Genomic DNA, 18,459 nt, shown 5'->3' with positions numbered 1-18,459 from the left:
GGTGGCCGACGTGTCATCCGTCGTCCTGCCGGTGGCGGGGGCGACTCCCGGCCGGCCCCCGCCGCGGTCGCACGGGCGGTCAGCCCTTGCGCCGCTTCTGGTTGGCCGTGCCCGAGCAGTCCCAGAGCTGGAGCCTCGCGCCGTCCTCGCCGTTCCAGTCCTTGATGTCGACGCATTTGCCGGCCTGAAGGTTGACCAGGTCTCCGGCCGCGTTCAGGGTGAACTGCTGGGCGCCGGTGCCGTTGCAGGTGTAGAGCTGCACCACCGCGCCGTTCGCGGTGGACCCGGCGTCGATGTCCATGCACTTGTTGTTCTGGCTCTTCAGCGCCGTGCCGCTGAACGTCCACTTCTGCGCGTTGGTGTTGTTGCAGTTCCACATCTGCAGCGGCGCGCGGTCGGCCGCCTCCTGCGCCCAGCCGAACCAGGCCATCCCGAAGAATCCGAAGATCGCGGCGGTGGCCGCGGCGTTGGCCGCGAATTCAGCATCCATCGGCGCAGTCCAGGGGCGGACGACAGTCGCTCCGGACGGCGCACGCGCAGGCGCCACGACGCCTGGTCGATGACGCCAGGTCCAGGCGCTCCGAGGCGCGCATCCGGTGAGCGGGTCAGCCGGCTGCCGTACCGGCGGGACGGATCACCGCGTCGAGCCAGCGCAGCTGCCGCCGGACGTGGACGGCCTCCCCGCCCTCGTGGCCGTTGAACGGGTACGTGTGCATCTCCCGTAGCGGCGCGGTCGAGCCACTGGCGGCGGCGTACTGGTTGTAGGCGGCGAAGCCGGTGCTCGGTGGGCAGACCTCGTCCCGCAGGCCGATCCCGAAGTGCGCCGGAGCGGTGGCCCGCCGGGCGAACGTGACGCCGTCGACATAGGACAGCGTGTGCCGGACCTGCTCCTCCGCCTCGCGGTGCACGGCCAGGTAGCTGGCGATCTCGCCGTAGGGGGAAGTATCGGTGAGCTCGATGGCCCGCTGGATGTCGCACAGGAACGGGGCAGTGACCAGGAGCGCGGCGAGGCCGTCGACGAGGCCCGCCACCGCGAGCGCGAGTCCACCCCCCTGGCTGTTGCCGACCGCGGCGACGCGGGCCGGGTCCACCCCGGGCAGTACGCGGACGGCGTCGATCGCGCGGACCGCGTCGGTGATCAGACGGCGGTAGTGGTAGTCGTCCGGGGCCAGGATTCCCCGTGTGGCGGGGCTGGGCCCGCCGGGCGCGTCGTGCGGATCCGGGGTGTCCCCGCGGCTGAACAGTCCGGCCTGCCCCCGGTTGTCGACCAGCAGGTGCGCGTAACCGGCCACCGGCCAGATGAGCCGCTCGCCCGGCAGGCCCCGGCCGCGTCCGTAGCCGGGGTACTCCACCACGGCCGGCAGCGGGGTGGATAAGCCGGCGGGGCGGGTGTACCAGGCCCGGACCGGTTCGCCGGCGAAACCGGCGAACGTCACGTCCCATACGTCGACCAGCCGCAGGCCGGTGGGTTCGGGACGGACGCTGACGAGCGGCGGGGTGGCCGCGGCGGCGGTGAGGGTGGTGCGCCAGAACCGGTCGAAGTCGGCGGGCTCGACGACGGCCGGCGTGTAGCGACGGAGCTGGTCGAGGGAGTTATCAATCGACGCTCTTGACACGCGATAACGATACCCATAAATTTCCGAAAGGCTTACGGCGTATTACCGGAAAGTTCCGGTCGATGGTCAGGCGGGAGGATGAGCTTGGCATCCCCGATCCCGCGCGGTCGCCGTACGCCCTGGCGGCGGGCCCTGCGCCGGGACTGGCAGCTCTACTCGCTGGCCGTCCTGCCGCTGCTGTTCTTCCTGACGTTCCGTTACCTGCCGATGCTGGGCAACGTGATCGCGTTCCGGCGCTTCCAGCCCGGCGGCAGCCTGTTCGGCGAGTACTGGACCGGACTGCGGTACTTCCGGCTGTTCTTCACCGACCCCACCTTCTGGAACGTGTTCACCAACACGCTCGTGCTGGGCGCGCTGACCCTGGTGTTCTGCTTCCCGCTGCCGATCGTGCTCGCACTGCTGCTCAACGAGGTGCGTAACCGGGCCCTCAAGCGGTTCGTGCAGTCGGTGTCCTACCTGCCGCACTTCCTGTCGATCGTGATCGTGGCCGCCATGGTCCTCCAGCTGCTGTCGGTGGACGGCGCGGTGAACCAGATGCTGCGCGCCGTGGGCGGCGAGCCGGTCCCGTTCATGCAGCAGGCCGGATGGTTCCGGACGATCTACGTCTCCTCCGAGGTCTGGCAGACCGTCGGCTGGGGCACCATCCTCTACCTCGCCGCGCTCACCACAGTCGACGGCGACCTCTACGAGGCGGCCCGCATCGACGGCGCCAACCGGTGGCGGCAGACCTGGCACGTGACGCTGCCGGGGATCCGGCCGACGATGGTGACCCTGCTGATCCTCAACATCGGCACCTTCATGGCCGTCGGCTTCGAGAAGATCCTGCTGCTGTACAACCCGCTCACCTACCCGACGGCGGACGTGATCTCGACCTACCTGTACCGGGTGGGCATCGTCTCCGGGAACCTCAGCTACGCCGCCGCGATCGGCCTGTTCGAGTCCGTGATCGGGCTGACGCTGGTGCTGTCGGCGAACGCGATCTCCCGGCGCACGGTGGGGACGAGCCTGTGGTGAGCACGCAGGACCGTACCCAGACCTCTACGCGGGAACCGGCGGCCCGCCCGCGTGGCCCCCGGCCCACCCGGGGCTACCGGGTCTTCCAGGTCGTCAACGCCGTCGTGCTGACCGGCGTCGTGGTGGTGACGCTGTACCCGTTCCTCACCATCGTGGCCCGCTCGCTCAGCGACAACGCGTACATCGTCGCCGGTGAGGTGAACCTCGTGCCGCGGGGGTTCAACCTGACCGCGTACCGGGTGGTGACGTCCGACCCGGCGTTCTGGGTCAGCTACCGCAACACCGTCTTCTACACGGTGGTCGCCACGCTCATCTCCGTCGTGCTGACCACCTGCTACGCGTACGTGCTGTCGAAGAGACACCTGCGGGGCCGGACCGCGCTGGTCGGGATCGCCGTGTTCACCATGTTCTTCACCGGCGGCCTGATCCCCAACTACGTCCTGGTCACCAGCCTGGGGTTGAAGAACACCGTGTGGGCGATCGCCCTGCCCAACGCCATAAACGTGTTCAACCTGCTGGTGATGAAGGCGTTCTTCGAGAGCCTGCCGGTCGAGCTGGAGGAGGCCGCCGCCGTCGACGGCCTGAACACGTACGGCACGCTGCTGCGGATCGTGCTGCCGCTGTCGAAGGCGATGGTCGCCACGATGGTGCTGTTCTACGCCGTCTCGTTCTGGAACTCCTGGTTCGCCGCGTTCCTCTACATGGACCGTCAGGACCTGCTCCCGGTGACCGTCTACCTGCGCAACCTCATCGCGGGCGCGACCGACGCCACGCAGACCGGCGGCGGCCTCGGCAGCGCCGGCGACGTCGTCCAGTCCGCCGCCACCATCCAGTCCGTGACGATCGTGCTGACGATCCTGCCGATCCTCGCGGTCTATCCCTTCATCCAGCGCTACTTCGTCTCCGGGGTCATGCTCGGCGCCGTGAAGGGATAGCCGCCCACGCACCCCCACCACCGGAAGGAAGAACCCATGGCCAAGCTGTCCCGGCGCCAGGTGCTGCTCGCCACCGGCGCGGCCGCCGTCGTCTCCCTGGCGGGCTGCGGCGACGACACCCCCGACAAGAAGGACCTCGACCGCAACCGTGCCGGCGCGATGGAGAAGTACGGTGTCGGGGACCAGTTCAAGGCCACCGAGCCGGTCACGTTCTCGATCCTCTACAACAACCACCCGAACTACCCGCTCAAGCCCGAGTGGCTGTTCTGGACCGAGCTGGCCGGGCGGACGAACGTCAAGCTGGACCCGGTCGCCGTGCCGCTGAGCGACTACGAGCAGAAGCGCAGCGTGCTGGTCGGCTCCGGCGACGCCCCGCTGATCATCCCGAAGACCTACCACCCGCAGGAGAACTCGTACGTCTCCTCCGGCGCGATCCTGCCGGTCAGCGACTACCTCGACCTGATGCCGCACTTCAAGGACAAGATCGAGCGGTGGAACCTCAAGCCGGAGATGGACACGCTGCGGCAGGAGGACGGCAAGTTCTACCTGCTGCCCGGCCTGCACGAGAAGCCCTGGCAGGACTACACGCTCGCGGTCCGCACCGACGTGCTGGAGCAGCTGAAGATCCCGTCCCCGACCACCTGGGACGAGGTGTACGCCATGCTCAAGGCGATGAAGGCGGCCCACCCGGACGTCATTCCGTTCTCCGACCGGTTCGGCAAGCCCAACCCCGCCGGCAACCTGCTGAACATGCTGGCGCTCGCGCACGGCCTGCCCGGCGCCGGCTGGAACTACCAGCCGACGGCCTGGGACGCCGGGGCCGGAAAGTACGTCTTCACCGGCGCCTCGGACGGCTACCGGCAGGTGGTGGAGTACCTCCACAAGCTGGTCGCCGAGGGGCTGCTCGACCCGGAGACGTTCACCCAGACCGACGACCAGGCCCGGCAGAAGCTCGCCAGCGGCAAGTCGTTCGTGATCAGCACGAACGCGCAGACCCTGGTGAACGACTACCGCCCGGACATCGCGAAGATCAACCCGAACGCCCGCCTCGGCAAGATACTCTTCCCGGTCGGACCGGCCGGCCCGGTCAACGCGGCGAGCCGGCTGGAGAACGGCGTGATGATCTCCAGCAAGGCCCGCGACGGCAAGAACTTCGTGGCCATGATGCAGTTCGTCGACTGGCTCTGGTATTCCGACGCCGGCCAGGAGTTCGCCAAGTGGGGCGTCGAGGGCACCACCTACACCAAGGACGGCTCGGGCAAGCGCACCCTCGCCCCGGACGTCAACGTCATCGGGCTCAACCCCAAGGGCAGCAAGCATCTGCAGAAGGACTTCGGCTTCTACAACGGCGTCTTCGCGTACGGCGGCAAGCTCGACCTGGTGCAGTCGTTCTTCTCGCCCGAGGAACTGGAGTTCCAGAAGGAGATGAACACCCGCAAGGCGGCGCCCTGGGTGACTCCGCCACCCGCGCCGCTCAGCGACGAGGAGCGGGAACAGACGACGCTCTGGGCGACCGCGCTGAAGGACCACGTAACCCAGAACACGCTGAAGTTCGCCCTCGGCCAGCGGCCGCTGAGCGAGTGGGACGCCTACGTCTCCGAGCTGAAGGGCAAGAACGCGCAGGCCTACATCGACCTGGTCAACAAGGCGTACGAGCGGTACCGCAAGAGCCACGGCTGAGCGGCGATGCGCGGCACCGTTCCCGAGCGGCCCGTCGGCCGGCTGACCGACGCCTGGCGTACCTGCGTGGGCACCGGCCGGTTCGACCTGGCCCTGCGACGCGACTATCAGGACTCGCTGGCGCTGGTGCAGCGGGACATCGGCTTCCGGCACATCCGCGGGCACGGGCTGCTCAGCGACGGCGTGGGCGTACACCGCCCCTACACGTACCAGGGCGAGCGCCGGGTGCGGCACGCCTTCACCTACGTCGACCAGGTCGTCGACGCCTACCTCGCCCTGGGCATCCGGCCCTTCGTGGAGCTGGGGTTCATGCCCTCGGCGCTCGCCTCCGGCGACCAGACGGTGTTCTGGTGGCGGGGCAACGTGACGCCTCCCCGGTCGTACACCGAATGGGGTGACCTGGTCCGCGCGACTGTGGCCCACCTGGTCGGCAGGTACGGCCTCGACGAGGTGCGCGGCTGGCCCGTCGAGGTGTGGAACGAGCCCAACCTGACGGCGTTCTGGGCGCGCGCCGACCAGGACGCCTACCACCGCCTGTACGAGGTGTCGGCGCACGCCGTCAAGGACGTCGACCCGGCGATCCAGGTCGGCGGCCCGGCCCTCTCCCCCGGCGCCGACGAGTGGCTGAAGCCGTTCGCCGAGTTCGTCACCGACCGCGACGTGCCTGTCGACTTCGTCAGCCGGCACGCCTACACCTCCGGCCCGGCGCGGCACCTGCCGTTCGGCACCCGGCAGACCCTGGCCCCGGCCGCGGAACTGCTGGAGCAGTTCGCCGCGCCCCGCCGGCACCTGGCCGGCACCGCGCTGGCCGACCGCCCGGTGCACATCACCGAGTTCAACTCCTCCTACCGGCCGGACAACCCGATCCACGACACCGCCTTCCACGCCGCCTACCTCGCCCCGGTGCTGGCCTGCGGCGGGGACCTGGTCGACTCCTTCTCCTACTGGACCTTCAGCGACGTGTTCGAGGAGGAGGGGGTGCCCACCGCGCCGCTGCACGGCGGCTTCGGCCTGCTCACCCACCGGCAGATCAAGAAACCCACCTACCACCTGTACGCGTTCATGGCCCGGCTCGGCGACGAGGTGCTCGCGCGCGGGCCGGACCACCTCGTCACCCGGCACCCCGACGGCCGGGTCGCGGTGCTGGCCTGGGCCCCTGTCGACGTCACCGGCCGGGAGCCGGCACCCGAGCGGCACACCGTGTCCCTGTCGGTGCCGATCGGCCCGCCGGGCACCGTGTCGGCGTTCCTGCTCCGCTCGTCGGTGAGCGAGGACGCCGGCAACGCCTGGGCGGCCTGGCGGGAGATGGGCAGCCCGCACTCGCCCCTGCCCCGGCAGCTCGACGCGTTGCGGGAGGCCGCCGAGCCGGCCCGTACCCATCGGGCCCTGCCGGTCGCGGGCGGGCGGGCCGACCTCGACCTCGTCCTCGCCCGGCACGAGGTGACCCTCGCCGAGCTGACTCCGGTCGTGGACGAGACCCCGCCGTGGTGGGACGGCGACCGGTTGCTCGACCCACCCGGGGAGCGATCATGAGCAGCCACCCGGCCGGCGGGCTGCGGGAGTTCGGCGATGGGCCGTTGTCGCGGGCCGCCGCGAGGGTCCACACAGTGCTCGTGGTCGAACTGCTGCTGCTGGTGAGCATGCTGCCCGGCCTGGCCGTGCTCGTGCTGCTCGAACGCGACAGCAGCAACGTCCCGCTGGTCGCCTTCGCCGCGCTGCCGGCCGGTCCGGCTGTGTCGGCCGCGCTGTACACGCTGCGGCACCAACGCCCCGACCTGACCGATCTCCGTCCCGCCGCCGTGTTCCGCCGGGCCTACCGGGCCAACCTGGCGGGCGTGCTGCGCGTCTGGGCGCCGACGCTGCTGTGGCTCGCAGTCATCGCGGTCAACCTGGCGAACCTGCCCGCCGCCGCCGTCCCCGGCTGGTGGGCGGTGCCGCTGGTGGTGGTCGGGGCGGGGGTGGTCCTGGTCGGGCTCAACGCGCTGGTGATCGTCTCGCTGTTCACCTTCCGCACCCGCGACGTGCTCCGGCTCGCCCTCTACTACGTGGCGCGCAAGCCCGGCGTCACGTTCGGCAACCTCGTGCTGCTGGCCGCCACCGCCGGTGTCACAGCGGTGTTCTCCGAGGCGGTGCTCGCCCTGCTCGCAGCGCTCGCGGTGCTGGCGCTGCTGCGGATCGGCGACCCCATGATCGACGACATCCGGGCGGAGTTCACCGCATGAGCGTTCCGGTCACCGGCCGCGCGTCCGCCGACGCCGGCGAGTCGACCTGGCACGCCGCCTGGCTGCCGCCCGCCGCGTTCCGCGAACTCGGCTCCCGGCCGGTGCTGGTGCACGGCGACGGCCCCCTGGTCGGCACCGTCCTCGACGAGGTGAGCCGGGCCTGCGCCCGGTACGGCGGACGGGTCTGGCACGGTCCACCGTGGCAGGTGGACGCCGACCTGGTGCTGGCCCTGCGCGGGGCCGGCCCGGTGCCGAACGCGGCAGCGGAGGCGGCCCGGCTCGGTGCGACACCGGCGGTGAACGGCGCCGGCGACGGTTCGCTCGGCGACGAGGGGTACCTGCTGGCTCGGGTGAGCGGCGTGACGGTGGTCCTGGCCGACGCGCCGGCCGGCCTGCTGTACGGGATGTTCCACGTGGTCCGGCTCGGCGCGGCGGCCTTCGACGACGACCTTCCGGCGCGGCGGCACCGGCCGGCACTGGGCCGGCGGATGCTCGACCACTGGGACAACGTGGCCGTACACCCGGTGTCCGGCCAGGTCGAGCGGGGCTACGCCGGTGGCTCCCTGTTCTGGCGCGACGGCGCCGCCCGGCGCGAGACCGCCCGGCTCCGGGACTACGCACGCCTGCTCGCCGCCTGCGGCGTCAACGCGATCTCGGTGAACAACGTCAACGTGCACGACACCGAAGCGCTACTGCTGACCGACCGGCTCGGCGACGTCGCGGAGATCGCCGAGGTGCTCCGCCCGTACGGCATCCGGGTTCATCTGTCGGTGACCTTCGCCGCCCCGGTGGTCCTCGGCGGCCTGCCCACCGCCGACCCGCTGGACGAGCGGGTACGGGCCTGGTGGGCCGCCGCCACCCGTCGGGTCTACCAGCGGATCCCCGACTTCGGCGGCTACCTGGTGAAGGCCGACTCCGAGGGTCGACCAGGCCCGTTCGCGTACGGGCGCGACCACGCCGACGGTGCGAACCTGCTCGCCGAGGCGCTCGCCCCCCACGGAGGCGTGGTGCACTGGCGGGCGTTCGTCTACGACCACCGCCAGGACTGGCGGGACCGGTCGACCGACCGGGCCCGCGCCGCGCACGACCACTTCGCGCCGCTCGACGGACGATTCGCCGACAACGTGATCCTCCAGGTGAAGTTCGGCCCGATCGATTTCCAGCCACGCGAACCGGTGTCCCCGGTGCTCGCCGCGATGCCGGCCACCCGGCTGGCGGTGGAGGTGCAGGCGACGCAGGAGTACACCGGCCAGCAGCGGCACGTCTGTTACCTGGCACCCTGGTGGAGCGAGGTGCTGCGGTTCCGCCCCTGGGGTGAGGCCGGCGGCACGGTCGCCGACGTGGCGGCCGGCCGGGCGGGCACCGGTGGCGGCCTGGTCGCCGTGGCAAACGTGGGCGACGACCCGTTCTGGACCGGGCACCCGCTGGCCCAGGCGAACCTGTACGCCTTCGGCCGGCTCGCCTGGGATCCGCTGCTGGATCCCGGCGCGATCCTCGACGAATGGATCGACCTGACGTGGCTGCCGGTCACCACCGGCGATCCGGAAGCGGTGCGGCGGACGATGCACGCGATCATGGACGATTCCTGGCGCACCTACGAGCGCTACACCGCCCCGCTCGGCGTCGGGTTCATGGTGCGGCCCGGCCACCACTACGGCCCGGACGTGGACGGCTACGAGTACACCCCGTGGGGCACCTACCACTTCGCCGACCGCGACGGCGTCGGAGTGGACCGGACCCGGGCGACCGGGACCGGGTTCACCGGCCAGTACCCGCCGCCGTGGTCGGAGGTGTACGAGTCACGCGAGCGCTGCCCCGACGAACTGCTGTTGTTCTTCCACCACGTCCCGTACCGGCACGTGCTGCACAGTGGCCGTTCCGTCATCCAGCACATCTACGACACGCACTTCGCCGGCGTGGAGGAGGTGGCGGCGATGCGGGAGCGGTGGCGGCTCGTCGCCGGAGCGGTCGACCCGGCCGTCCACGACCGGGTGGCCGAGCGCCTCGACGAACAGCTCCGCAGCGCCGTCGAGTGGCGGGACCAGATCAACACCTACTTCTTCCGCAAGTCCGGGGTGCCGGACGCGCACGGTCGCCGCATCCACTGAACCGGCACGTTCACCAGGGGTGCACGGTGCCGTCCGCCAGCCGGTTCACCGGCAGGTAGGCCGGTGCGTAGGGATAGCGGGCCGCGGCCTGTTCGTCGATGTCCACCCCGAGCCCCGGGGTCTCGGCCGGATGCAGGTAGCCGCCGTCGTAGTGGTAGCCGTGCGGGAAGACCTCGTCGGTCGCCTCGGTGTGCCGCATGTACTCCTGCAGGCCGAAGTTGGGGATGGCGAGGTCCAGGTGCAGCGCGGCGGCCATGCAGACCGGGGAGAGGTCGGTGGCGCCGTGCGAGCCGCTGCGGACGTGGTGCAGCGCGGCGAGGTCGAAGATGCGTCGCAGGTGGGTGATCCCGCCGGCGTGGACCACTGTGGCGCGGATGTAGTCGATGAGCTGTTCCCGGATGAGCTGGGCGGCGTCCCAGATGCTGCTGAAGACCTCGCCGACGGCGATCGGCGTGGTGGTGTGCGAGCGGATGAGCCGGAAACCCTCCTGCAGGTCGGCCGGGACGGGATCCTCCATCCAGGTCAACGCGTACGGCTCCAGGCTCTTGCCGAGCCGCGCCGCCTCGATCGGGGTGAGCCGGTGGTGCACGTCGTGCAGCAGGCGGAGGGTGGGGCCGAACTCCTCGCGGACCCGGGCGAACACGCTCGGCACGTGGGCCAGGTACGCCTCCGTCGACCAGGCCGTCTCGGTCGGCAGCGCGGCGTCTGCGGGCTCGTAGAACATCTTGTCGGCGCTGACGCCGTACGTCCGGGGCAGGCCCGGCACACCGCACTGCACCCGCACCGCGCGGTAGCCGAGGTCGACGAAGCGGGCGACCTCGGTCAACACCTCGTCGACGGTTTCGCCGTTCGCGTGTCCGTACACGGTCACGCCCTCGCGGGACCGGCCGCCGAGCAACTGGTAGACCGGCAACCCGGCGACCTTGCCCTTGATGTCCCACAGCGCGGTGTCCACGGCGGCGACGGCGCTCATCGTGACCGGCCCGCGCCGCCAGTACGACCCCTGGTAGAGGTACTGCCAGGTGTCCTCGATCCGGGCCGGGTCGCGCCCGATCAGCAGCGGCACGACGTGGTCCCGCAGATAGGACGCGACTGCGAGTTCCCGGCCGTTGAGGGTGGCGTCGCCGACGCCGGTGAGGCCGGCATCCGTGACGACCTTCAGCGTCACGAAGTTCCGGCCGGGGCAGGTCACGATCACCCGGGCGTCGACGATTCTCATCCGGTCTCCCCTGCGGTCGGCGCGCCGGTCACCACAGGATTATCCATAGTCGTCGATGAATCGGTTGCCCCGCGACGGTCAAGCCGGTTCGGGTACGCCCCCGGGCTCCCCGTCGTCGGGCATCGGCTCGACCGGCGCCTCGGGCAGTTCGTCGGGCGTGTCCGGGAGGAGTTCGCCGGGGTCGTCCGGCACGTCCTCACGCGGGTCGATCGGCGGGTACACCTCGGGATCGAGGTCGGGGTTGGTCATCGGCCCAGTATCCGACGCCGCCGCCGGGACCGCCCGCCGAGCGCGCCCGCCGGCATTCCCGGGTGACGCGTCCGCCCGCCGATCGCCCCGGCCCGCTACCCCTCCGATGGACTCGGGGTCACGGGCGCTCACCGTCGCCGGCCGCGGGCGACCGGTCCGCCGGCTTGCGCAACCACAGCCACACCCCCGCCAGCAGGAACGCCGCGCCCGCGATCGCGACCGCCGTCTCGGCCGGTTCGGAGAGATCGTCGAGGAACGGGAAGGCGCGGGTGGCAGCCATCGCCAGAAGCCCGATCAGCAACAGGAAACCGGCGGTAACGCGCTGGAGAACCATGTGCGTCATTGGATCACGACGTCGATCGCAGTCCGCAGGCGCCATGGCGTCGGCGCACGGCCGCGACCCCACCTCGTCGTGAGCGGCGAGGACCGCCGGGCGCACCCCCGACGGCGAGCAGGTTTCGCCGGAGCCGCGAGCGGAGACTGTCGGCGCATGTCATCGCTGTCCACACGGGCTCGCGGCGCCCTCTCCCGCGCCGCCGACAACCCTGGTCTGGAGCGCCTCACCCGGGCCGGCTTCATCGGCTACGGAATCCTGCACCTGCTGTTCGCCTGGGTTGTCGCGCGGATCGCCTCGGGCGGACCGACCGCCGACGGCGACCAGTCGGGCGCGATGCAGGAGATCGCCGACGAGCCGTTCGGGCTGGCGCTGATCGCGGCGATCGTCGTGGGGCTGGTGGCCATGGCGGCCTGGCAGGTGCTGGAGATGCTCCGGGATCGCCGGCCGGCCGAACGGATGGCATCGGCCGGACGCGCCGCGTTCTACCTCTACCTCGCCGTGAGCGGGGTCAAGGTGCTGCGCGGCAAGAAGTCGTCGAGCGCCGACACCCAGCAGAACACCGCCGAGGGTCTGCTCGCGTCGAGCGGCGGTCGCGTCACTGTCGTGGCGGCCGGTCTGGTCCTGGCCGGGATCGGCGGATGGCTGGCGTTCGTCGGGCTCACCAGACGTTTCGAGAAGCACCTGCGAGCCGGCGAGATGGCCGCCGGGACGCGGCGGCTCGTGCGCCGGCTCGGCGCGGCCGGCTTCGTGGCCAAGGGCCTCGCGTACGGGATCGCCGGCGCGCTGTTCGTCATCGCGGGGTGGCGGTACGACCCGGACAAGGCGCGTGGACTCGACGCGGCGCTGCGGACGCTGGCCGGCGAGGCGTACGGCACCGGCCTGCTGCTCGTGATCGCGCTCGGCTTCGCGGCGTACGGCGTGTTCGCGCTGACCGAGGCGCGCTACCGCAAGGTCTGACCGGCCGGGCGCGTACCTGGTCGTCCCGGCGCGGCCGGGTGAGCGGGTCGCGAGGGACGCCCGGTGACGACCGGACGTCCCTCGGGTGGTCACGTGTCGGTCAGCGGGCCCGTGAGCCGGTCACCGGCGGAACGGCCCGGTGACGCAGTACGTGATGCCGCCGGAGGACGAGCCGGTCGTGCCGCGCTGCGACGAGAAGTACAGCCGGTCCCCGGCCGGGGTGAACGCCGGACCGGTGATCTCCGAACCGCTCTGCCCGGTGATCCGCAGGAAGACGGAGATCTTGTCGTCCGGCGTGATCATGCAGATCTCCATGTTGCCGCCGTCCTCGGCGACGTACAGGTCGCCGGCCGTGGACCCGGTGATGTTGTCGACGCCGGTCAGCGGAGCGGTGCCGGGGCTGACCAGGTTGTCGTCGTAGGCGAGCTCGTACGTCCCGGCGGCCAGGTTGACCTGCCACACGCGGTTGTCGCCCTTCGTGGTGAACCAGACGGTGTCGTCCGCGTAGTGACAGCCCTCGCCACCGTTGAACGTCTTCGCGCCGGACACCTGCTGCCGAGTGGGCGTGGGTGAGCCGTCCGGGTCGGGCACCGTGGCCCAGGTGAACGTGCCGGAGGTGGCCGTACCGGCGCGGAAGACCTGGAGGGTTCCGGCGGAGAGGTCGCCCCAGGTGGTGGGCACGAAGCGGTAGAACTTGCCGTCGGTCTCGTCCTCGGTCAGGTAGACGACCCGGCGGACCGGGTCGGCCGCGGCCGCCTCGTGCTTGAACCGGCCCATCGCGGGACGCGCCACGGCGGTCCCACCGAGGGGGTACGTCTCGAAGACCCGACCCAGGGACACCTCCTCGCAGGAGAGCCAGGTGTTCCACGGCGTCTTGCCGCCGGCGCAGTTGTTGTCGGTGCCGGAGAGGATCCGCGACGCACCGATCACGGCACCGCTGGAGTTGAAGACGAGGCGTGAGGCACCGCCACCGGCCCCGGCGGACACCTCGGAGTTCGACACGTAGACCCAGCCGGTGCCGTTCGGGAACACGGCGCCACCGTCCGGAGCGTCGTGCCATGTGTACGACGTTCCCGGCACCGTCCGGCGGGACCGCGCGACGATCGAGCTGGTGAACCCGGCCGGCAACTGGATGCCGTTGGCGTCGGCGGGCTGGAGCCCGCCGTAGGGCCCCGCCGCGTTCTGCGCCGGTGCTCCGTACGCCGCCGACCACGCAGTGAACGGCAGGGCGAGGGCGCCCGCACCGACAACGGTGGCCCGCAACATCGCTCGACGATCCATGGAACCTCCTCGGTAGGTTCCCCAGATCTGACCGTGCGGACCTTACGCACATCGATCTGTTGGATGAACGTCGATGGACGGCTCGGTGTGCGACGTCGTGCCCGCGCCGCTACGGACGCAGATCCGTCCGCGCCGTCCCGGTCGAAGGGTCGTACGGGTAGGAGAGGTGCTGGTGGGTCATCAGCCAGGCCCCGTCGCGTCGCTGGAAGACCCGGGTGCCCCGGGACCAGCTCTCGATCGGCGGGCCACCGCTCGGGCGTACCGAGACGCGGTTGAGGCCCCAGGCGACGGCGAGGTCGCCGTCGACCACGATCGTCAGGCCGGGCACGTCCCAGGCGACTGATCCGTCACCCGACGCCTCCAGACCCGCCGCGCAGACCTCGCGGACAGCTTCCACGCCGACGTATCGCAGCGGCTGTTCGTGCTCGTACGAGACCACGTCATCGGCGACCGCCTCCATCAGGGCATCCAGGTCCTTGGCCGCTGTGCCGTCGAACCAGCGCTGGTGGAGCCGGCGCACCTCCGCCTCGGCGGCGGCCGCGTCCCGGGCCGGCTCGGTACGAGCGAGCGGGAAGGAGTGGTGCTCGTGGGCGACGATCCACCGGCCCTCCCGCCTTCGCAGGCCGAAGGTCACCCGCAAACGGTTCTCCGGATCCGCGGCGAAGTCGGCCGGCATGCCGCACCGCAGGAGCGCGTACGCGAAGGCCACGTCCTCGCCTGCGACGACGTCCAGCGACTCGACGTCGAACGACGCGCCCTGCGCCTGCCATCTGAAGAACGGCGGCCAGATCTCCCGGTAGGCGTCCAACCCGCGCACGCCCTCGTACGGCGGCGGCACGTCGAACATCACCATGTCCTCGGCATGGTCGGCCAGGACGCCGGCGAGGTTCCCCTCGTGAACCGCGGCCGCCCAGCGCTCGACCATGGCCCGGATCTGTTCTTCGTTGCTCGGCATCGTGGCTCTGCCCTTCGTGGTGGTGAACCCGTCAGGACTACAACCCCGGCCGAACCGCGAACTCATCGCCTCCACGCGAACTTTCCGGCAGCCGCTCCGGCAGGTCGAAGGCAGGCAGGCGCGCCTCGAGGAACGAGACGACCTCGGCCACCCGGCGCCCCCGCAGCACGAGCAGGTCCAGTCCCGCCGGCAGGTAGGCGGCGGCCGCTTCGTTCCACAGGTACGTCCCGAACGCGAGCTGCCCGTTGGCACTCGTCGGCAGGAACCGCCACCTCCGCCCACCCGTCACCTCGGCCAGGAAGCCACGGAGCTGCTCATGGCCCTCGTACCAGACCGTCAGCGGCGGCATCGAGTACCGCGCGTCCTCCGTCAGCATCGCCACGATCGTCTCGACGTCCCCGGACTCCCACGCCGCGGCGTACCGCCCGGCCACCTCCCGCTGCCCCGCGTCGCCCAGCTCGGCGAGGATCCGCCGCTGACTGTCCGACGGCGTCAGCCCGGCGACGATCCGGCGGGCCCGCTGCATCGCGCTGTTGACGGCGGCGACGGTGGTGACCAGCATCCCGGCGGTCTCCTCGGCGGAGTAACCGAGAACGTCACGCAGCAGCAGAACGGCACGTTGCCGCGGTGGCAGGTGCTGTAACGCGGCGACGAACGCGAGTTCGATGGTCTCCCTCGCGATCGCGCGGGCCTCCGGATCCGGTACGACGGACGGGGCCGCAAGGCGGTCCGGATACGGTTCGAGCCAGCTCACCTCGGCCCGGGACACGCCTTGGGCGGTGAAATCGGTGGGCAGTTCACGCCGCCCGCGTGATCGGAGGGCAGACAGCGCCCGGTTGGTGGCGATCCGGTAGAGCCACGGCCGGATCGACCCGTGCCCCTCGAACCGGGCGACAGCCCGCCACGCCCGGTCCATGGTGTCCTGGACCGCGTCCTCCGCGTCGTGGAAGGAACCGAGCATCCGGTAGCAGTGCGCATGGAGTTCGTCCCGCAGGGGCGCGACGAGGCGGCTGAAGGCCGCGCCGTCGCCCGCGCGTGCCGCCGCCAGCATCCTCGCCGTCGCGTCCTCGCCCGACGGACCGGCCTCCGCCGATGGTTCGCCCCGGCTCACCCGCCTCAATCTAGTGCCGGGCACCCTCCCGGGTGCCCGGTCTCTGCGCCCACCCGGCGCAGGCCGGCGGGCCGGAGCGCAGAGGGAACGACCTTGGTCGATTCCTTGACTCGCCAGATGAGACCGCTAACACTTGTCTGCAACACGCCCTTGACACCGAGTACACGTCTGCCCGCCTCGCCGTGACTGGCTTGAGTGTGGTTGAGCGATGTTAGCGCTAACGAACTCGGGCCCAGGGCAGCAGCCGCTCGGCGATCAGCCTGATGCCCGAACCCAGAGAGGCCAGATCGGTGACTCACCACTTCCTGACGCGGACCACGTCGTCGCGGTGCCACGCAGCCGGGCCACCGCGGAGCATCCGGTCGTCGCGCCGGCTGCTGATCGCGCTGGTGACCGCGATGACGGCGTTGGTCGGCGGCGTCGTCGCCGTGTCGTCGCCGGCCGTTGCCGCCACGAACCAGTTCCGAGGCATGAACTGGGCTGTGCTGGGTGACAACTTCAGCACCGGTCCCCTCGTCGTGCAGGGCCTGAGCTCCTCCGACAGCAACGCGACGGTGCGAGCCAAGGCCAACGCCCTCTACGACGACATGGTCTCCACCATGGGGGTCAACACCGTCCGGCTGCCCATCAACACCCACACGGTCGGGACGGCGTGGTGGGACGCCTACCGGGGCGCCGTCGACGCCGCCACCGCGCGCGGGTTCAAGGTCATCCTCGCCTACTGGGAGGACGGCGCCGCCTCCGGCGGCAGGATCACGAACCTCGCCGCGTGGAACGCGATGTGGTCCACGGTCACCAACACGTACGGCTCGAACCCCAATGTCTACTTCGAGCCGATGAACGAGCCGCACGGTTACAGCTCGGCGGAGTGGCGCAACGTCGCGGCCGACTGGCTCAGCTACCACTACTCGGCGGTGCCCAGCCGGGTGCTCATCGGGGGCACCGGCTTCAGTCAGGACCTGCGGGACGTCTGCAACGACACCCGCTTCGCCTCGACGCTGCTGTCCTTCCACCACTACGCCTTCTTCTACGGCGAGATGACCTACGACGCCTTCCGGAGCCACATCCAGACCCGCCTCGGCAACTGTGCGTCGCGGGCGGTCGCCACCGAGTTCGGCGCACCCATGAACGACGGCCGCAACTACGCCGACGCGAACAGCACCGACAACTTCGTGCGCCACATCCGCGCCATGGCCCAGGTCATGCGCGACAACCGGATGGGCGGCACCTACTGGCCCGCGCTCGGCGGCAAGCCCGGCAACATCGGCTACGACTGGTACTCGATGTACTCGCTCAGCGGTGGCGGCACCGACCTCGACCTGACCGTCCGCAACACCTCCGGCGCCGACCAGATCCGGTACGCGTGGGGCGACACCATCGGGGGTGGCCCCACGACGCCCCCGCCGTCGACGGGAACGTTCTACCGGATCACCGTGCGGCACAGCGGCAAGGTCATGGACGTCCAGCAACCGAACACCGACAACGGCGCGCGCGTCGGCCAGTACACGTACAACGGCAATGCGTGGCAGCAGTGGCAGTTCCAGGACGCCGGCAGCGGCTACTGGCGCCTCGTCAGCCGCAACAGCGGCAAGTGCCTCGACGTGGTGAGCGCGTCCACCGCCGACGGCGCCGAGCTGATCCAGTACACCTGCGGCACCGGCACCAACCAGCAGTTCCAGATGGTCACGGGCGGCAGCTACTTCCAGCTCCGGGCACGACACAGCGGCAAGTGCGTGGACGTGCCGGCCGCCTCGACCGCGGACGGTGTGGTCCTCAAGCAGTATCCGTGCAACACCGGCGCCAATCAGCAGTGGTCGCGTACGACCGTCTGACGGCTCCGCCGGCCCCCTCCCCCGGTCCTACTGCTCGCTCGCGGCGCCGGCCGACTCCCACAGCGCGGCAACCGCCGTGCGTACCGCCGGGGTGTGCTCGACCGCGTCGTGCACCACCACGTGTATCGACCGGATCGGCGTCGGGCGGACCACCCGCACGCAGGTCACGTCGTCGGGCAGGTGCGCTGCCCCGAGCGCAGGGAGCACAGTGAGGCCGATGCCGGCCGCCACGAAGGCGAGCGCGGTCGGGTAGTCGTGCGCCTCGACCTGGAAGGCGGGGCTGAACCCGGCGGCGGTGCATGCCTCGATGAGGTTGGCGCGACACCAGCCGCGGGCGAAGTCGTTGTCGATCCAGCGCTCGTCGGCGAGGTCGGCCAGGTCCACCTCCTCCTGCCCGGCGAGGCGGTGCCCGGCAGGAACGACGGCCACGTAGGGGTCGTCGAGGAGGTGACGGGTGGTGAAACCCGGGCCGGGGTCGAAGCCGTTGCCTGCCACGGCCACCTGGACGTCAGCGCGTTCCTCGCGGCTGCCCGGAATGTGTTCGCGCAGCTGCAGGTCGAGCCGGACACCGGGGAACTCGGTGAGGATGCGCCGCACCACGAAAGGCATCCAGGCGCCGCCCACTGACGCGAAGTACGCGATGGACAGCGCGCCGGTGCGTCCGGTGCGCAGGTCGGCGATCAGCGACTCGGCCGCTCCGATCCGAGCGAGCACCCGGTCCGCCTCGGCGGCGAGGGCATGCCCGGCGGCCGTCGGTCGCAGGCCGCGTCCCACTCGGGCGAGGAGGGTCAGGCCTGTCTCGCGTTGGAGTGCGGTGAGGTGCTGGCTGATCGCGGAGGGGGTGTAGCCGAGGTTGGCGGCGGCGGCCTGGACGGACCCGGAGGCCACGACGGAGCGGAAGACGCGGAGGCGGTGGACGTCGAGCACCTCACGACAGTAAAGC

Annotated in this window: 17 protein-coding genes and 1 pseudogene; 8 read left to right on the top strand and 10 right to left on the bottom strand. The window is 71.0% G+C overall.

What is annotated here, in order from left to right; all coding sequences use genetic code 11:
- Window positions 1–79 precede the first annotated feature (79 nt).
- Together Q3W68_RS22125 and Q3W68_RS22120 are read right to left on the bottom strand one after the other, a co-directional pair.
- Window positions 80–397, bottom strand: a pseudogene (locus Q3W68_RS22125) (ricin-type beta-trefoil lectin domain protein); the annotation flags it as partial.
- Window positions 398–605: 208 nt separating this feature from the next.
- Window positions 606–1,616, bottom strand: coding sequence for an acetylxylan esterase (locus Q3W68_RS22120; protein ID WP_302907262.1), 1,011 nt, complete (start codon window positions 1,614–1,616; stop codon window positions 606–608).
- Window positions 1,617–1,694: 78 nt separating this feature from the next.
- Between Q3W68_RS22120 and Q3W68_RS22115 the strand changes: the two genes are divergently transcribed.
- The 6 genes from Q3W68_RS22115 to Q3W68_RS22090 are packed head-to-tail and all read left to right on the top strand — an operon-like array spanning window position 1,695 to window position 9,575.
- Complete coding sequence (locus tag Q3W68_RS22115; RefSeq protein WP_302907261.1) at window positions 1,695–2,630, top strand: sugar ABC transporter permease; 936 nt, start codon at window positions 1,695–1,697, stop codon at window positions 2,628–2,630.
- On the top strand, window positions 2,627–3,565 hold the full coding sequence (locus tag Q3W68_RS22110; protein WP_302907260.1) for a carbohydrate ABC transporter permease: 939 nt from the start codon (window positions 2,627–2,629) through the stop codon (window positions 3,563–3,565). The genes Q3W68_RS22115 and Q3W68_RS22110 overlap by 4 nt, the downstream gene beginning before the upstream one ends.
- Window positions 3,566–3,601: 36 nt before the next feature.
- On the top strand, window positions 3,602–5,245 hold the full coding sequence (locus Q3W68_RS22105; protein ID WP_302907259.1) for an extracellular solute-binding protein: 1,644 nt from the start codon (window positions 3,602–3,604) through the stop codon (window positions 5,243–5,245).
- Between the two features lie 6 nt (window positions 5,246–5,251).
- Window positions 5,252–6,778, top strand: coding sequence for a xylan 1,4-beta-xylosidase (locus Q3W68_RS22100; protein ID WP_302907258.1), 1,527 nt, complete (start codon window positions 5,252–5,254; stop codon window positions 6,776–6,778).
- The gene (locus tag Q3W68_RS22095; RefSeq protein WP_302907257.1) at window positions 6,775–7,467 is read left to right on the top strand and encodes a hypothetical protein; all 693 of its coding nucleotides are present in this window, start codon (window positions 6,775–6,777) and stop codon (window positions 7,465–7,467) included. The genes Q3W68_RS22100 and Q3W68_RS22095 overlap by 4 nt, the downstream gene beginning before the upstream one ends.
- Window positions 7,464–9,575, top strand: a complete 2,112-nt coding sequence (locus tag Q3W68_RS22090) for an alpha-glucuronidase (RefSeq protein WP_302907256.1) — start codon at window positions 7,464–7,466, stop codon at window positions 9,573–9,575. Before Q3W68_RS22095 ends, Q3W68_RS22090 begins: the two co-directional genes overlap by 4 nt.
- A gap of 10 nt (window positions 9,576–9,585) precedes the next feature.
- On the opposite strand, the gene manD is transcribed toward Q3W68_RS22090, so the two are convergent.
- The 3 genes from manD to Q3W68_RS22075 all read right to left on the bottom strand — a co-directional run bounded on the left by manD (window position 9,586) and on the right by Q3W68_RS22075 (window position 11,377).
- Window positions 9,586–10,794, bottom strand: coding sequence for a D-mannonate dehydratase ManD (manD, locus tag Q3W68_RS22085; protein WP_302907255.1), 1,209 nt, complete (start codon window positions 10,792–10,794; stop codon window positions 9,586–9,588).
- Between the two features lie 78 nt (window positions 10,795–10,872).
- A complete protein-coding gene (locus tag Q3W68_RS22080; protein WP_302907254.1) occupies window positions 10,873–11,043 on the bottom strand; it encodes a hypothetical protein in 171 nt (56 codons plus the stop codon).
- A 118-nt stretch (window positions 11,044–11,161) separates the two neighbouring features.
- Window positions 11,162–11,377, bottom strand: coding sequence for a hypothetical protein (locus tag Q3W68_RS22075; RefSeq protein WP_302907253.1), 216 nt, complete (start codon window positions 11,375–11,377; stop codon window positions 11,162–11,164).
- A gap of 156 nt (window positions 11,378–11,533) precedes the next feature.
- Between Q3W68_RS22075 and Q3W68_RS22070 the strand changes: the two genes are divergently transcribed.
- Window positions 11,534–12,337 (top strand): DUF1206 domain-containing protein, encoded by an 804-nt coding sequence (locus Q3W68_RS22070; protein WP_302907251.1) that lies wholly within the window; start codon window positions 11,534–11,536, stop codon window positions 12,335–12,337.
- A 120-nt stretch (window positions 12,338–12,457) separates the two neighbouring features.
- Here the strand turns inward: Q3W68_RS22070 and Q3W68_RS22065 are convergent, their stop codons facing one another.
- The 4 genes from Q3W68_RS22065 to Q3W68_RS22050 form a co-directional block, all read right to left on the bottom strand.
- Entirely contained in the window at window positions 12,458–13,618 is a 1,161-nt protein-coding gene (locus Q3W68_RS22065) for an alkaline phosphatase PhoX (protein ID WP_302907250.1), read from the bottom strand.
- A gap of 109 nt (window positions 13,619–13,727) precedes the next feature.
- Window positions 13,728–14,573 carry a nuclear transport factor 2 family protein gene (locus Q3W68_RS22060; protein ID WP_302907249.1) on the bottom strand — a complete coding sequence of 282 codons (846 nt, stop codon included), beginning with the start codon at window positions 14,571–14,573 and terminating at the stop codon, window positions 13,728–13,730.
- Window positions 14,574–14,610: 37 nt separating this feature from the next.
- Window positions 14,611–15,624, bottom strand: a complete 1,014-nt coding sequence (locus Q3W68_RS22055) for a sigma-70 family RNA polymerase sigma factor (RefSeq protein WP_302907522.1) — start codon at window positions 15,622–15,624, stop codon at window positions 14,611–14,613.
- 355 nt (window positions 15,625–15,979) lie between these two features.
- Complete coding sequence (locus Q3W68_RS22050) at window positions 15,980–16,156, bottom strand: hypothetical protein (protein ID WP_302907248.1); 177 nt, start codon at window positions 16,154–16,156, stop codon at window positions 15,980–15,982.
- Here Q3W68_RS22050 and Q3W68_RS22045 point away from each other — a divergent pair.
- Window positions 16,155–17,516 carry an RICIN domain-containing protein gene (locus Q3W68_RS22045; protein WP_302907247.1) on the top strand — a complete coding sequence of 454 codons (1,362 nt, stop codon included), beginning with the start codon at window positions 16,155–16,157 and terminating at the stop codon, window positions 17,514–17,516. The genes Q3W68_RS22050 and Q3W68_RS22045 overlap by 2 nt on opposite strands.
- Window positions 17,517–17,543: 27 nt before the next feature.
- On the opposite strand, the gene Q3W68_RS22040 is transcribed toward Q3W68_RS22045, so the two are convergent.
- Window positions 17,544–18,443 (bottom strand): LysR family transcriptional regulator, encoded by a 900-nt coding sequence (locus Q3W68_RS22040; protein ID WP_302907246.1) that lies wholly within the window; start codon window positions 18,441–18,443, stop codon window positions 17,544–17,546.
- Window positions 18,444–18,459: the final 16 nt, after the last annotated feature.

It is taken from the genome of Micromonospora sp. C28ISP2-4 (assembly GCF_030519385.1).
Lineage (GTDB): Bacteria > Actinomycetota > Actinomycetes > Mycobacteriales > Micromonosporaceae > Micromonospora > Micromonospora tulbaghiae.
Note: the sequence above shows the minus strand (reverse complement) of the source record. Positions and strands in the feature narration are given on the sequence as shown.

Coding starts and splice junctions, on each gene's coding strand:
- Q3W68_RS22060 (WP_302907249.1), bottom strand. CDS start 14,573: ATGCCGAGCAACGAAGAACAGATCCGGGCCATGGTCGAGCGCTGGGCG.
- Q3W68_RS22055 (WP_302907522.1), bottom strand. CDS start 15,624: ATGCTGGCGGCGGCACGCGCGGGCGACGGCGCGGCCTTCAGCCGCCTC.
- Q3W68_RS22080 (WP_302907254.1), bottom strand. CDS start 11,043: ATGACCAACCCCGACCTCGATCCCGAGGTGTACCCGCCGATCGACCCG.
- Q3W68_RS22105 (WP_302907259.1), top strand. CDS start 3,602: ATGGCCAAGCTGTCCCGGCGCCAGGTGCTGCTCGCCACCGGCGCGGCC.
- Q3W68_RS22050 (WP_302907248.1), bottom strand. CDS start 16,156: ATGCCTCGGAACTGGTTCGTGGCGGCAACGGCCGGCGACGACACGGCG.
- Q3W68_RS22100 (WP_302907258.1), top strand. CDS start 5,252: ATGCGCGGCACCGTTCCCGAGCGGCCCGTCGGCCGGCTGACCGACGCC.
- Q3W68_RS22090 (WP_302907256.1), top strand. CDS start 7,464: ATGAGCGTTCCGGTCACCGGCCGCGCGTCCGCCGACGCCGGCGAGTCG.
- Q3W68_RS22065 (WP_302907250.1), bottom strand. CDS start 13,618: ATGGATCGTCGAGCGATGTTGCGGGCCACCGTTGTCGGTGCGGGCGCC.
- Q3W68_RS22095 (WP_302907257.1), top strand. CDS start 6,775: ATGAGCAGCCACCCGGCCGGCGGGCTGCGGGAGTTCGGCGATGGGCCG.
- Q3W68_RS22070 (WP_302907251.1), top strand. CDS start 11,534: ATGTCATCGCTGTCCACACGGGCTCGCGGCGCCCTCTCCCGCGCCGCC.
- Q3W68_RS22075 (WP_302907253.1), bottom strand. CDS start 11,377: ATGGTTCTCCAGCGCGTTACCGCCGGTTTCCTGTTGCTGATCGGGCTT.
- manD (WP_302907255.1), bottom strand. CDS start 10,794: ATGAGAATCGTCGACGCCCGGGTGATCGTGACCTGCCCCGGCCGGAAC.
- Q3W68_RS22045 (WP_302907247.1), top strand. CDS start 16,155: ATGAACTGGGCTGTGCTGGGTGACAACTTCAGCACCGGTCCCCTCGTC.
- Q3W68_RS22115 (WP_302907261.1), top strand. CDS start 1,695: ATGAGCTTGGCATCCCCGATCCCGCGCGGTCGCCGTACGCCCTGGCGG.